12 protein-coding genes are annotated in these 13,082 nt (G+C 56.6%); 7 read left to right on the top strand and 5 right to left on the bottom strand.

Annotated elements, in window-relative coordinates; translation table 11 throughout:
* Positions 1–8: 8 nt before the first annotated feature.
* From L2731_RS03905 to proC, 6 genes are all read left to right on the top strand, one after another.
* Positions 9–938, top strand: a complete 930-nt coding sequence (locus L2731_RS03905; protein WP_249251919.1) for a LysR family transcriptional regulator — start codon at positions 9–11, stop codon at positions 936–938.
* Positions 939–1,487: 549 nt separating this feature from the next.
* A complete protein-coding gene (locus L2731_RS03900) occupies positions 1,488–1,664 on the top strand; it encodes a hypothetical protein (RefSeq protein ID WP_239852124.1) in 177 nt (58 codons plus the stop codon).
* A 4-nt stretch (positions 1,665–1,668) separates the two neighbouring features.
* Positions 1,669–3,165 (top strand): sodium/proline symporter PutP, encoded by a 1,497-nt coding sequence (gene putP / locus L2731_RS03895; RefSeq protein WP_249251918.1) that lies wholly within the window; start codon positions 1,669–1,671, stop codon positions 3,163–3,165.
* Positions 3,166–3,177: 12 nt separating this feature from the next.
* Positions 3,178–4,278, top strand: a complete 1,101-nt coding sequence (gene proB / locus L2731_RS03890) for a glutamate 5-kinase (RefSeq protein ID WP_220072149.1) — start codon at positions 3,178–3,180, stop codon at positions 4,276–4,278.
* Positions 4,279–4,280: 2 nt separating this feature from the next.
* The gene (locus tag L2731_RS03885; RefSeq protein WP_249251917.1) at positions 4,281–5,528 is read left to right on the top strand and encodes a glutamate-5-semialdehyde dehydrogenase; all 1,248 of its coding nucleotides are present in this window, start codon (positions 4,281–4,283) and stop codon (positions 5,526–5,528) included.
* A gap of 8 nt (positions 5,529–5,536) precedes the next feature.
* Positions 5,537–6,412: a pyrroline-5-carboxylate reductase gene (gene proC, locus L2731_RS03880; RefSeq protein ID WP_239852135.1), complete on the top strand. Its 876-nt coding sequence runs from the start codon at positions 5,537–5,539 to the stop codon at positions 6,410–6,412.
* A 94-nt stretch (positions 6,413–6,506) separates the two neighbouring features.
* Here proC and L2731_RS03875 read toward each other — a convergent pair whose 3' ends face one another.
* The 3 genes from L2731_RS03875 to L2731_RS03865 all read right to left on the bottom strand — a co-directional run bounded on the left by L2731_RS03875 (position 6,507) and on the right by L2731_RS03865 (position 9,679).
* Positions 6,507–7,802 carry a glycerophosphodiester phosphodiesterase family protein gene (locus tag L2731_RS03875; RefSeq protein ID WP_249251916.1) on the bottom strand — a complete coding sequence of 432 codons (1,296 nt, stop codon included), beginning with the start codon at positions 7,800–7,802 and terminating at the stop codon, positions 6,507–6,509.
* A gap of 69 nt (positions 7,803–7,871) precedes the next feature.
* Positions 7,872–8,660 (bottom strand): alpha/beta fold hydrolase, encoded by a 789-nt coding sequence (locus L2731_RS03870; protein WP_239852137.1) that lies wholly within the window; start codon positions 8,658–8,660, stop codon positions 7,872–7,874.
* Complete coding sequence (locus L2731_RS03865; RefSeq protein ID WP_239852138.1) at positions 8,657–9,679, bottom strand: M14 family zinc carboxypeptidase; 1,023 nt, start codon at positions 9,677–9,679, stop codon at positions 8,657–8,659. The genes L2731_RS03870 and L2731_RS03865 overlap by 4 nt, the downstream gene beginning before the upstream one ends.
* A gap of 181 nt (positions 9,680–9,860) precedes the next feature.
* Here L2731_RS03865 and L2731_RS03860 point away from each other — a divergent pair, with 181 nt between their 5' ends.
* The gene (locus L2731_RS03860) at positions 9,861–10,388 is read left to right on the top strand and encodes an acyloxyacyl hydrolase (RefSeq protein WP_239852139.1); all 528 of its coding nucleotides are present in this window, start codon (positions 9,861–9,863) and stop codon (positions 10,386–10,388) included.
* 76 nt (positions 10,389–10,464) lie between these two features.
* Here L2731_RS03860 and L2731_RS03855 read toward each other — a convergent pair whose 3' ends face one another.
* Both L2731_RS03855 and L2731_RS03850 read right to left on the bottom strand, forming a co-directional pair.
* Positions 10,465–12,108: an endonuclease gene (locus L2731_RS03855; RefSeq protein ID WP_249251915.1), complete on the bottom strand. Its 1,644-nt coding sequence runs from the start codon at positions 12,106–12,108 to the stop codon at positions 10,465–10,467.
* Positions 12,109–12,319: 211 nt separating this feature from the next.
* On the bottom strand, positions 12,320–13,000 hold the full coding sequence (locus L2731_RS03850; RefSeq protein WP_249251914.1) for an energy-coupling factor ABC transporter permease: 681 nt from the start codon (positions 12,998–13,000) through the stop codon (positions 12,320–12,322).
* Between the last annotated feature and the right edge of the window lie 82 nt (positions 13,001–13,082).

Raw genomic sequence — 13,082 nt, 5'->3', positions numbered from 1 at the left:
TAATAACTGTGAAGAGTAAGCTAGATACCATCTACCTGATGAAGCTATTTGCCGCCATTGTCCACCGCGGCTCCTTTGCTGCCGCGGCCGCACAGCTGTCGATCACCCCGAGCAAGGCCTCTAAGGATATTCAATACCTGGAAAGCCTGCTCGATACCCGACTGTTGCAGCGCAGTACCCGCCATGTAACCACCACGGACGCCGGCGAACTCTTCTATCACAAGTCCCAGGAGATCCTGGAGCTCAACGACGAACTGCTAGACAACCTGAGTCACCAGAAGACCCAGCTTAGCGGCGAGCTGCGCCTCACGGCCCCCAAACTCTGGGGCGAGCGCATACTGACCCCCATCATCTTGGCCTTCAAGCGTCATCATCCCGATGTGCACATCAAGGCCAGCTTCTCCAACGAACACAGCGACCTTCACAGAGACAAGCTACATATCGCCTTTCGCAGCACACAGATCACCACAGAGCCTTACCTGGCGCGGCTGATCGCAAAAGATGAGTCTATACTTTGCGCCAGCCACGACTATCTGAGTCGACATGCCGCCCCGCAGACCCCAGAGGCGCTGGCTGAGCACAAAATGATCCTCCTTAGCAGCAGGGACAAGGTATTCGATCGCATCAAGCTGCTATGCACTAACCATAGTGCCATGCAGAGTATTGATCAGCGGCTGGATGGCGAACTCACTTTTAACAATAAGAGCGCCATCTACCAGGCGGTCAAGGCTGGATTTGGCATCGCCGTACTGCCTAAATATCTAGTTGATGCCGACCTGCGGCGAGGCGATTTGGTGGCCATACTGCCCGACTACCAACTTGCGTCAGCCAACTTCTACGCCCTCTACAGCCATAGGCGAAAAGACTCGGCGCTGATCAACCTGTTTATTGACTTCGTAATCGCCGAGCTTACCCCCGCACAGGCAAAAGTCGACTAGAGAGAATCCCTAGAAATCAAGATGACAAAATAGTTACAGAGCTAATTAAACTACTCGCCATAGTTAAACTCTGTCAGCCTAAACTTCCCTCAACTATAAAGGCTCGGCAGCGAGCAAGAAGCATACACTAGCGGCCTCAGTCATGGATAACAGCCCAGACCGCCACAGGGTCAGTGCTAAGCATTCGCTCAGCCGTCATTGAGTCAACAAAATGGCCTACGACTATGGACATGAATTCTTCCAGACCATAGCTCCAGCCATGCTGCTGACAACCGAATACTGGTTATTTTTCATACAGAGGTAAGGTTGATCCCACAACAGTACTAGGTGTATTGCCGCTTCATATTTTTATTTCAGCGTCTACTTATCACGCCTCAACCTCAGCAACCACAAGGGCTACAGAGGATTAGATGAAGGTGCGAGTAAGCGTTCTCTCTGGATTCAGGGTGGAAAAATAGATCAATTGAATGTTAATATAGTTTGAGCACTAATTATTAGTTGTGTAATTAATTTCTCATAAGAAACACTCACTTCGCTCGGGAGGGCACAATGTCGTCAGACAATGCAACGGAAGAAAATCTCATCTCACAGGCGTGGCACAAGCTCCACGGCAAGGCAACCTATGCCATGCAACTCACCTGTTTATTCGCCATCTTAAGCACCTATCTTTTTGTCATGTTGAAACCCGGCGGGAGTCAAAATAACAAAGCGTTAGGAGGCCACTAAATCCATGCATTACTTAACTTATCTCTCGCTTGCTATCTATTTTCTGGCCATGTTGGCCATTGGCCTGTTTGCCTACCGCCGCTCGACCGATGACGTGTCGGGCTACATCTTAGGCGGCAGGCAGGTGAGCCCACAGGTCACCGCCCTCTCTGCCGGCGCCTCCGACATGAGCGGCTGGATGTTGATGGGCCTGCCCGGCGCCATGTTTTTGGTGGGCTTCGAGACCATCTATATCGCCGTGGGTCTCCTGTTGGGTGCCCTGGTGAACTACCTAATCGTGGCTCCCAAACTCAGGGTCTATACCGAGGTCGCCAACAACGCCCTGACGATCCCTGAATTTTTCGCCAAGCGTTTTCACGATCCCAGCAGTAATGTCCGCATCATCTCTGCGGTGATCATTGTGATCTTCTTTACCCTCTACACCTCTGCAGGTCTGGTGGCAGGCGGTAAGCTGTTTGAGTCGGCCTTCGAGGTGAACTACGAGCTGGGACTGGCGATCACCCTGGGTGTGGTGGTCTCCTATACCCTGCTGGGTGGCTTCTTAGCCGTCAGCCTGACCGACTTCGTTCAGGGCTGCATCATGTTTATCGCGCTGATCTTGGTCCCTGTGGTGGCCTATCAGGAGTTCAGCAATGCCGACAAGATGATGAACTTCGCCTATGAGTCTATCCCCCATTTTGGTGAGGCGATGCAAAACGTCACCCTGCTGGGGCTGATCTCGGCGCTCTCTTGGGGTCTGGGTTACTTCGGCCAGCCCCACATCATAGTGCGCTTCATGGCGATCCGCAGCGTGTCGGATATCAAGACGGCTAAGAACATAGGCATGAGCTGGATGACAGTCACCATCATAGGCGCACTGGCCACCGGCCTGGTGGGTATCGCCTATGCCAACAAGTTCGACATGAAGCTGAGCGACCCAGAGACCATCTTCATCGTCTTCTCTGAGCTCTTGTTCCACCCCTTGATCAGCGGCTTCCTGCTAGCGGCGATCTTGGCGGCGATCATGAGCACCATCTCGTCTCAGCTGCTGGTGTCATCGAGCTCGCTGACCGAAGATATCTACCGTGTGGTCTCCAAGAAAGAGGCCAGCGAAGAGGAGATGGTAAAACTTGGCCGCTTCGGCGTGGCAGGGGTGGCCATAGTCGCCAGCCTGTTGGCGCTCGATCGCTCTAACAGCATTCTGTCACTGGTGAGTAACGCCTGGGCCGGCTTCGGCGCCGCATTTGGTCCGCTAGTGCTGTTTAGCCTGTACAAGAAGAACCTGACCCATAAGGCTGCCGTAGCCGGTATCGTCGCCGGTGCCGCCACCGTACTCTTCTGGATCTACGCGCCAGTACTGCCCGAGGGCAAGGCGCTCAGTTCAATGCTCTATGAGATGATCCCAGGATTCATGGCCAGCAGCCTGGTGATCTGGGGCGTGAGCGCCTTAGATGGCGATCCTTGTGAAAACACCATAGAGACCTTCGATGAGGCCGGGCGTCAACTAGCCGAGCAGAGATAAGGCGGGGGAAACATGGCAAACATACACTGGAAACGCATCGTCGTTAAGGTGGGTAGTGCCCTGATCGCGCCTCATAAGCAAGGATGCAGCAGCCATTACCTGCTGGGTATCGCCCAATTTATCGCTAACTGCCGTGCCCAAGGCGTCCAGGTCGTCCTGGTCTCCTCTGGCTCGGTGGCCGCCGGCTGGCACCGACTGGGTGACGTCAAACAGCCAAGCGTATCACAGAAGAAGGCGATGGCCGCCGCGGGCCAGGCCGATATGATGGCCACCTGGGATAAGTTATTCGACTTTCCCTCGGCCCAGCTGCTGGTTACCCATGGGGATCTCAGGGATCGTGAGCGTTACATCAGCATCAAGAACACCCTCTTTAGCCTGCTGGATCACGGCCTGCTGCCCATAGTCAACGAAAACGATGCGGTCACTACAGACACACTGCGTGTGGGCGACAACGACAATCTGTCGGCCATGGTCGCGGCGGCGGCCGATGCCGACGCCCTGATCATCTGCTCCGACGTTAACGGGCTCTACACCAAGAATCCCCAGCTGCACGATGATGCCAAGCTGATCAAACAGGTGAACGAGATCAACGAGTCTGTCTACGCCATGGCCGGTGGTGCCACCAGCGAGGTTGGCACAGGCGGCATGCGCACCAAGATAGAGGCGGCCGAGAAGGCGATCGCCCACGGCATTGAGACGGTGATCATCAATGGCTTCGATCCAGACGCCTTCAACCGTCTGCTCAAGGGGCAAAACCCGGGCACCCTGTTCACCCCGTTCGACCAGCCCATGCAGGAGCATGTGCACTGGATGACCCACACCTCACAGGCCCAGGGCGAGGTGATCGTCGAAGACAACTTCGACGCCCCCCTGGACGACCAAGAGACGCAACTGACCAGCGACGATGTAGTGGCCGTAAAAGGCAACTTTTCCGTCGGCGACACCATCTTAGTGCGCAAAGGCGATGGCACTAAGCTGGCGAAGGCCCAGGCCAATTACAGCAGTTGCTTACTAAGTTTTATCGCCAAGCAACCGGACCGTGCCTTTGCCCATGATGTCGAGCAGCAAACCGGTCCCATCTTAAGCGATGAGAACATCGCCATATTGGAGTAAATATGAGCATAATTGAAACCCTATCTAGGGATGCCGCCCAGGCCGCGAAGACGCTGGCCCAGGTCGACACCCAGACCAAGAACACCATATTGCTGGACATGGCACGCAGCCTGCGCGCCGCCAGCTTCGAGATCCGCAGCGCCAACCTTATCGACCTCGCATCCGCCGAACAGGCTGGCCTAAGCGCCGCCATGATAGACAGGCTGACGCTGGACGGCGATCGTATCGAGGCGATGGCCCAAGGCATAGAAAACATCGCCAGCCTCCCCGACCCTATCGGCGAGCAACGCGACCTCAGCACCCGCCCCAACGGCCTCAACATCAGTAAGATGCGGGTGCCTCTGGGCGTGGTGTGCATGATCTACGAGGCGCGCCCCAACGTCACCGCCGACGCCGGTGCCCTCTGCTTTAAGTCGGGCAATGCGGTGATATTGCGTGGCGGCAAGGAGGCACTCAACACCAGCAAGGTGATCGCCTCCGTCTTGCAGAAGGTCCTCAAACAATACGGGCTACCGGCCGCGTTGATCGCCGTGGTGCCCGACCCCGACCGCGCCCTGCTGATGGAGCTGATGCAGCAACGCGATCATATCGATGTCATCATCCCACGTGGCGGCGAGGGGCTGATCAATTTCGTTACCGAGCACAGTAAGATCCCGGTTATTCAGCACTTTAAGGGCGTCTGTCACCTGTATGTGGACAAAGATGCCGATCTGGATAAGGCGCTGGCACTACTGCTTAACGGCAAGACGCAACGCACCGGTGTGTGTAACGCCCTCGAGGGCCTGCTGGTGCACAGTCAGATTGCCCCTCAGTTTCTCGCCATGGCGGCCACGGCACTGGCCAAACACCAGGTGAAGATCAACTGCTGCACCAATACTCAGCAGTACTTCAATGAGGCCAAGGTGTTAGAGGAGGCAGACTTCGGTCAGGAGTATCTGGCGCTCGAACTCGCCGTTCGCCAGGTAGAGGACTTCGACCAGGCCGCCGCTCATATTCATCGCTTCGGCAGTCGTCATACCGAGGTGATCTGCACCGAAAACGAGCTAACCGCTAAGCGTTTTCAGCGTACCGTCGATGCCTCTGTAGTCATGGTCAACGCCTCGTCACGTTTCAGTGATGGCGGCGAGCTGGGGCTAGGCGCCGAAATCGGCATCGCCACCACCAAGCTGCACGCCTACGGCCCTATGGGACTCGAGTCCCTCACCACGGAGAAATACCTGGTCAATGGCGACGGTCAGATCCGCGCCTAACATAAAACATGTCCTATCAAGCGTTACAGGAGGCAAGTATCTCTACCCAAGACACAGGCTTAAGCCCGCACCTGCGCATCGCCTTCATCGGCGGCGGCAACATGGCCAGCGCCATCATACGTGGCCTGATCAAGCATGGTCACAGAGCCGATCAGATCCTGGTGTGTGCGCCCAGCCAGCACACCCGCAGCCGCCTGGTGCAGGATTTTAATGTCAAGGTGCACTCTGACAACAGCGCCGCGGTCGCCTTTGCCGACATCATCATACTGGCGGTGAAACCCTTTATCGTCCCCCTAGTCTGCGAGGAGCTGCGCCCACTGCTAGCCCCCCTGTGCAAGCAGAAGCTGATTGTCTCGATTGCCGCGGGGCTGACCCACGCCAGCATCTCAGGCAGACTGCCCCAGCATACCCAGCTGGTGTGCGCCATGCCGAACCTGCCCAGCGCCATCGGCAAGGGACTGACGGGCCTCTTTGTGCCTAGCCACCTCGACAGGCTCGCCTTCGACGATGCCGAGCAGTTGATGCGCGCCGTAGGCGACACCGTCTGGCTGGAAGATGAGACCCAGATGGCCAGCATAGTGGCCACGGCAGGCAGCTCACCGGCCTACTTCTTCCTGTTCTTAGAGGCGATGGAGAAGGCGGCCATCGCCCAGGGCTTACCCCCCAAAACCGCCAGCAAGGCGGTACTGCAGAGTGCCATGGGCGCCATCTCGATGGCGATGGCTAGCAAGGAGGGGCTCTCCAGCCTGCGCCGTCAGGTTACCTCGCCCAAGGGCACCACTGAGCAGGCGGTGCTCGCCTTTCAGCACGGGGATCTCGATGCCCTGGTCGCCAAGGCGATGGACAGCGCCGCCCGCCGGGCCAAAGAGCTGGCACTCGGCTAAGCGGTTATCCTCTTAAGCCTTAGAAAAGAGAAGAGGCGCGCTCCGATGAGCGCGCCTCTTGTTTTTATCCACGGGTGATAAACCGCAGAAAGCGTTACTTCGCCATGCAGTTGGCGTAGTAGGTCACGGTCGCAGGCCAATCGCTGAATACGCCGATCACTCCGACATCTTTGGCGAGCACATCCAGCAGCTCGAAGGCCTTGCCCTCATCTCTCGTCGCCTCTGTGATGCTCTGATAGTACCAGCCGCCTCCCTGAGTCAGCAGGCCTGAGCGCTCCAGGGTCCAGGTGATGATCTTAAGCCCGGCGGCATTCGCCGCCTTGGCATATTCCGAAGGCACTATCTTGCCCTCGTCGTCCAGGGTCACCAATACCCAGAGCGGCGGCGCGATGATCTGCACGCCATCACCAGCCAGGCTATCCATGCTGGGCGACCAGGTAGCGCTGTTTTGCGGGTCGAAATCACTCAGATCGTATCTGTCATCCAGGTAGACCGCCTGCTGGCCAAACTCGGGGGCGTTGGCAATCCAGTATTTCACATCCTCCAGGTTAAACGACTGAGGATAGACCTGGGATGGTGACACGCCGGCCGCTGTGTATTCATCCAACATCATCTGGGCATAGTCAGCCTGTGTCATGCCATCAAACGGCATGGTCACGCTCGGCGCCTTCAACTCGGGCGTCATCTTGACGCCCGCCGCCTTAAACATGGCGATACTCTCGCCATGGGTCATCAGGGTGCCGTCCCCGGCATAGAGATCCGTGCGCCAGTTAGCCGTGCCCGCCATATAATCTTCCACCGTGGTGGCATTGGCATTGGCGCCATCCATCTTGCCCTTGAGGCGTTTGAAATCTGCCAGGGTAATGTCGCTGGTACAACAGGTCGCGCTGGCGCTCACCCCGTTAACTGGATCCGCTGGGGTAAAGGGCACGCTGCACTTGGCCGCGATGTCGTCGATGGCCAGGATGTTAGTGGTGGTGGCCAGATCGCACTGGGAGTGACGACACACCAGCGCCTTGTCGGCGGTAAAGGTCACGTCGCACTCCACCACCCCCGCGCCCGAGTCGATCGCCGCCTGGTAGGACTCTCTGGTATGCTCAGGAAACTGCATCGCGGCGCCGCGATGGCCGATAGCGAAGTCGCTGCGATAAAACGGCCCCTGACGGCACTGTTCTAGCTGGCTCTTGAACTCGCCATCGACCATCTGATCCACTAAAAACAGGGGTCTGACACCCACCTGAGCCGGCACCTGCTTATCGATGCCCATGGCCTGAGCGAGTGGGTTGCTGGTTTGCTGATTATCATCGTCGTTGCTATTACAGGCGGCAAGGCTCAGACCTCCCAATAGGATGCCTGCTAAGGCGGTCAGATTAGCTGTTGGTTTTCGCACTTTACTATTCCCTTAATTAACCATAGTCGGCCAGGGATACTAGCCAGTGCAGATGACAGTTAGACAAAATTATTGTGACAGTTTGCCGCCATCGGCCACTATGTTCGCCTTTAGACAGGCCTGCAGCGCCTCGGGGGCATCCAGGCTAATATCATGACCACAACTGGGTAACACTATCGCCTGGGTATGATAGAAGCTGGCCAGGGCTTTGCTACAGCGGGGATCGGCCAGTTTGTCATCGGCCGCGCAGATCACCACCACGGGAATACTGCTAAGGGGCGGCGCCTGGAACCGGGCACAGGCGATGAGCTGGCGAACGCCATTACAGAGACGGGTACGCCGCTCGCTGCGCCAGCGGCTCCAGTTGGCGATGAGCGCCAAGTCGTCACCATGATACAGGCTGGTGTATTGCAGCACACAGGCCTCCACTAAGCTAAGTCCCCTCCCCAACTGGATCAGCTTAAGCCGTACAACCCTCATTATCGCGCCAAGCAGAGGGAGCAGACGAAAACGGCGATACCAGGGGGAGAGATTGGCGGCGCTGCTGTTGAGTAGCACCACCTGACGTATGCGATCCGGATAGCGACTGGCGAGTGCCAGCGCCGTCATCCCGCCCATAGAGAGACCGATAAGCACCACAGACTTGCCCTTAAAGGGGTTGATATGCGGCGCTATCTGAGACCATACGCTGTCGCAGTAGCCGTCGATAGACTTGGGGCTCGGCTCGCTGGCGAGGCGGCCGTTACCCGGCAGATCGACCGTGATCACCCGCTCGCCGCTCGCTACCAGGCGCTCGGCAAAGCCCTGCCAGTGGCGCTCGTCGCGCATCAAGCCTCTTAGCATTACCCAGGTGGTCATCTCTTTCCTCGATTAAACCAAAGTCTCAGCCCCTCGGCGGTCAGCCTCGTCAGCTCAGGCGGTCTCACCTGTTCCAGCACCCTGCCATAGGCGGCGTCGAGCAGAAACTGCATCAGCACCACGTGACGACGCAGGATCCTGTGGTGTCTGTGGGGCGCCTGCGGATTGAAGTAACCGGGAAAGTTAAACAGCTGACGCGGATTTTTGCGCACCCAGGCCCAGGAGCCCATCTCTAAGGTTAGCGGTACAAAGGGCGTCTTGCCGTCAACCTGGGTCACCAGGTAGTCCCAGATATCGCCGTGGGTGCGATAGAAATGACTCTGAGGCGCCAGCTGATAGTGACCGTGATGGGGGTAACCTTTCTCGAACAGCCTATGGAGTCGATAGACGTAGCCTATGCCGGCGAAGGGCTCACCCGTATAGGCATGGGGAAACCAGAGGTGATCCTTGAGCCCGAAGCCCGAGTGGGCATCCAGCGCCAGCAGGCTACTGCTGCGCGCCTGTAGCGAGGTGACATAGTCTATCAAGGCCTTGGTTTCCGCCGCCATCGCCTCACCACGATACCAGGGCAGATGACGAGAGAGGCGCTGACCACCCACCAGGAAGGTCACCCCCTCCTGCGCCTCAATCGGCGCGTTGCGCATCAGATCCACATCCTGGCCATTGCCACGACTGCCACGCAGGAATCCCGCCGGATTGACTATGGGCACGAAAGCCAGCCTCACCCTGCTCAATAACGCCTGCAGATGTGTGTCCCAGTCGAGCCGATTGAGCAGACTGCCGAGAAACGCCAGCACCACCTGGGCGCCGATGCGCTCGACCCCGTGAACCCCACCGACGAAGAGCACACAGGGCACATCGCTTTCCTGAGTCCCCAGCTCTATGGCGGTCACAGAGAGCGCCTCGCCGCGATAATAAAAGTCCAGCAGCGAACTATGATGAAAATGTCCCTGATGCTGGGCAATCAGTCGCTTAAGGGTATCGATTTCAAAGGCATGCTCGAAGGAGAACCGGCTCATAGCCCCAGCTTAACACTGCTTATCCATAAGCCTAACTTAGCCTGACAATGCGACAGGCAGATGACACTGGATTGCCCCTATCGGTTGAGGCTTTAACAAGGCCATACAGATTTAGACTAATCTTAATTTAGGGATTTCACCTAACGCCGCGAATTTTGGCGCAGCTTCTAAGGATGACCCAATGAAAAATATGTTGATTATCTTAGGCCTCTTCCTCACCTCCCTATCGGCTTTTGCCGAGTGGGGACTGAGCTACAACCTGGGGCAAGCCGACCCCAAATGGCATGGCTCGGAAAACGCCAGGGCCCACAGACTCGCCTTGGTTTATCAGCTCCCCATGGAAGATAACCTGCTCACCCGCTACCACCTCGGCATCAACCTGGAGCTGGCCTACCACTACTGGCAAGACTACACACCGAGCGACAATCATGGCGTCTCAATCACTCCGGTTCTCATCTATCAATATCCCCTGGACAACCTCAGCCTCTACGTCGAGGGAGGCATAGGCATCACCTATATCGACAGCGAACACTACCTCGACCGCAGCCTGGGTTCCCATTGGCAGTTCGAAGACAAGCTGGCCGCCGGCGTCATATTTCAGAAACGCCACAAGCTGGGCCTCACCTTCAGCCACTACTCCAATGCCAATCTTGCCAACGAGAACGATGGCTTCAATGTGGTCGGCCTCAGCTATGGCTATTTTTGGTAACCATATCAAACTGGTAGACATAAAAAAGCGCAGCCAGGAGGCCGCGCTTCTTATCAATCAGATAGGCTAAATAAAGCTATGGGCAAGAGGCGCCGTAGATCTCACTCACCCAACTACTGTTATCGATGAAGGGGTTACGATTCTTCTGCCACTCGAAGACACGATTGTTGCGACGACGCTCCCAATCGCTGACCGGATCTTGCTGGTGCCAACGATACAGGGTGCAGAGGTCTCCAAGCAGCGCCTCACCATTACCCGTGACGCCGCTGACCACGCTAAGATCAGGCGTGCCACTGGCATCGTTCCCCTCGTATCTCACATCCATATAGAACACCATACGCGCCACATCTCCCTTCACCTCATCGCGGGGCTCGAAGCTGTCTGCATCGGTAAAGTTACCCGGCGCCTCAGAGATCTCATCGCCGCCCGCGGCAAAGTCTTTATTGCTGCGGCTGCTGTTCACCGTAACATCTGCCGGACGCAGGTGATGCAGGTCGGTATAGGCGTATTGGCTACTGCTGGGGAAGCCATGACTCTTGGCCCAGACATGCTCACGATTCCAGGCATCGAGCGAGTTACTCATTCCGGCTCGATTGCTCTTAGGCTCAGAACGCCCTGTGTACAAGAGGATCACGTTATTGCTGTTGGCAGGATCTTCATCGGCATAGCCGAGCCCATCCCACACCTGACTATAGCTAAAGCGGGTATGCCCCTTGATGATCTGGTTCAGGCTAGCCTTTAGCGCCGCGCCGGTTTTCCCGATCGCATCGCCATAGTAACTGGTGTAGACATAGTCCCCATTGTCGCCGGCCGAGCCGTCACCGCCAGTCCCAGTGCCCGAGCCGCTACCAGAACCATCGCCACCAGTGGCCACGCTATAGCTTAGGCTGAGCGAGACGCCACTAAAGGCCTCATAGGCATTGATGTTCACATAGTAGCGACCGACCACAGGTGCACTAACACTGCACTGCTCGTTGTTGCCGGTAAGATAAGGGGCGCAGTCATACTCTGATAGCGTCGGCTCGCTGCCCTGGCGCAGATAGAGATCGGCATCCCCTGTGCCACCGCTCATGGTCACCACAACCTCGCTCGCCCCCTGTGGCAGGTCGAACAGATAGCTCAAGCTCTCGCCCTTAGCCGCGCTAAGGTTAGATTTAGGCTGACCATTGCCCAGCTGATTGTCACCACCACCGGCGGAAGTGTCGCAGGTATCCAGGCTGCCCGTCCCCGGGGTACCTGGATTGTCCATAGCACTCCAATCGGCCTGGGACTTAGTGTTGATCACAGTCGTACGCGCCAGAGAGACGTCGCGCACATTTAGCGTCCAGCCACTCAGGCCACCTTCCCAGGCCACCAGATCCACCTCTTCGCTCCCCTTCGACAGACGCACGAAGTCGCCCGAGTTACCCAGGGTTAACGACATGGGGGATTGATCGGGGTTGGTGTTAAAAAGACTGTAGAAACCCGCCTGATTGGCCGCCACCGTATAGTAGGCGCCTGGAGCGAGCGTACCCTCCAAGGCATAGCTGCTGCCGTTGTCGCTGAGCTGGTACTGACTCAAGTCGATACTGCTGCAGCCGGCATTAAACAGCTCGACATACTCTTCGACACTGTCGTTGTTGGGCGCATCGTATAACACTTCGCTGATCAGCAGATTGGCGTTGGCATTGAAAGCCAGGCCAGCCACTAACGCAGCTGTTGATAACTTATACATATCCATCGTAAATTTTCACTCTAGTATTTTTTATTATTGAGCCCGGCCTAAGGCCTGGGCTGACCCCGTACACCACGGAGGTAAATCCCTCCGGGGAGCACAAGGAGGCATACTAGCGCTACCTGATTACAATTTGAAACATTTAAACCATCATCTTGATAACCTTTGATTAAAATCAAGCTAACAGGTGTTTTGTGCGGGGCTTTTACCCTAGGGATTAAAAGTAGGTTCTGTCCGAATAGTCATAGAGCCATTCGGGGCGATAGACCACCATCAGGGTCACCGCCATGCCGTTAAGCAGCGCCTCGGGGAAGGCCAGCAAGGGGATCAGCAGCAGATAGTTATCTGCCAGATAGGCCCAGTCATAGTCGGTCGTCAGGTAGAACCAGGTCGACCAACTGAGTATGTGAAACACTATGCAGAGGAAGGCGTTCATGAAGGCGCCGCAGAAGATGTAGACGAACAGATGGTGGGGCAGATACTTAAATACCTGACTGTAGACCACATAGCTGAGAAACAGCGGCAAGGCGATAGCCACCAGGCCATAGATGGCGAAATCCAGCGGCAACTTGAGCATGAAGGTGGCGAAGAAGGCAACCGGCAACAGCAGCGCCAGGGTAGCCAGGCGCCAACCAAACATCAGCATCAGAGTCACCAGACCGAGAAAGTGGGCATGAATCCCCGGGGTAATACTGGCGTCGATCAGCCACAGGGCATTGACGAAGAAGATGGCCAGCAGCAAGCGGGTCTGTAGCGCCTTATCCTTGAGTAGCGCCTTCACATCCTCGACGGGCCATATAGCCCACAGCCAGAGCGCCAACACGACCATGGCCAGCAGCTGGGCGCCGCCCAATTGCCAATTTATCTCACTCCACCTTTGTAGCAAGAATGCCGTCATTGCTTTTCCAACTCCCTTGAAACCCTAGTTGCCAACGTTAATCCTCACTCCATCTCTGTAGTAAGCATGCCGTCATCACCTC

Source organism: Shewanella aquimarina (assembly GCF_023349185.1).
Classification (GTDB): domain Bacteria; phylum Pseudomonadota; class Gammaproteobacteria; order Enterobacterales; family Shewanellaceae; genus Shewanella; species Shewanella aquimarina.
Note: the sequence above shows the minus strand (reverse complement) of the source record. Positions and strands in the feature narration are given on the sequence as shown.

Coding starts and splice junctions, on each gene's coding strand:
- L2731_RS03850 (WP_249251914.1), bottom strand. CDS start 13,000: ATGACGGCATTCTTGCTACAAAGGTGGAGTGAGATAAATTGGCAATTG.
- L2731_RS03870 (WP_239852137.1), bottom strand. CDS start 8,660: ATGACCACCTGGGTAATGCTAAGAGGCTTGATGCGCGACGAGCGCCAC.
- L2731_RS03865 (WP_239852138.1), bottom strand. CDS start 9,679: ATGAGCCGGTTCTCCTTCGAGCATGCCTTTGAAATCGATACCCTTAAG.
- putP (WP_249251918.1), top strand. CDS start 1,669: ATGCATTACTTAACTTATCTCTCGCTTGCTATCTATTTTCTGGCCATG.
- L2731_RS03860 (WP_239852139.1), top strand. CDS start 9,861: ATGAAAAATATGTTGATTATCTTAGGCCTCTTCCTCACCTCCCTATCG.
- proC (WP_239852135.1), top strand. CDS start 5,537: ATGTCCTATCAAGCGTTACAGGAGGCAAGTATCTCTACCCAAGACACA.
- L2731_RS03855 (WP_249251915.1), bottom strand. CDS start 12,108: ATGGATATGTATAAGTTATCAACAGCTGCGTTAGTGGCTGGCCTGGCT.
- L2731_RS03900 (WP_239852124.1), top strand. CDS start 1,488: ATGTCGTCAGACAATGCAACGGAAGAAAATCTCATCTCACAGGCGTGG.
- proB (WP_220072149.1), top strand. CDS start 3,178: ATGGCAAACATACACTGGAAACGCATCGTCGTTAAGGTGGGTAGTGCC.
- L2731_RS03885 (WP_249251917.1), top strand. CDS start 4,281: ATGAGCATAATTGAAACCCTATCTAGGGATGCCGCCCAGGCCGCGAAG.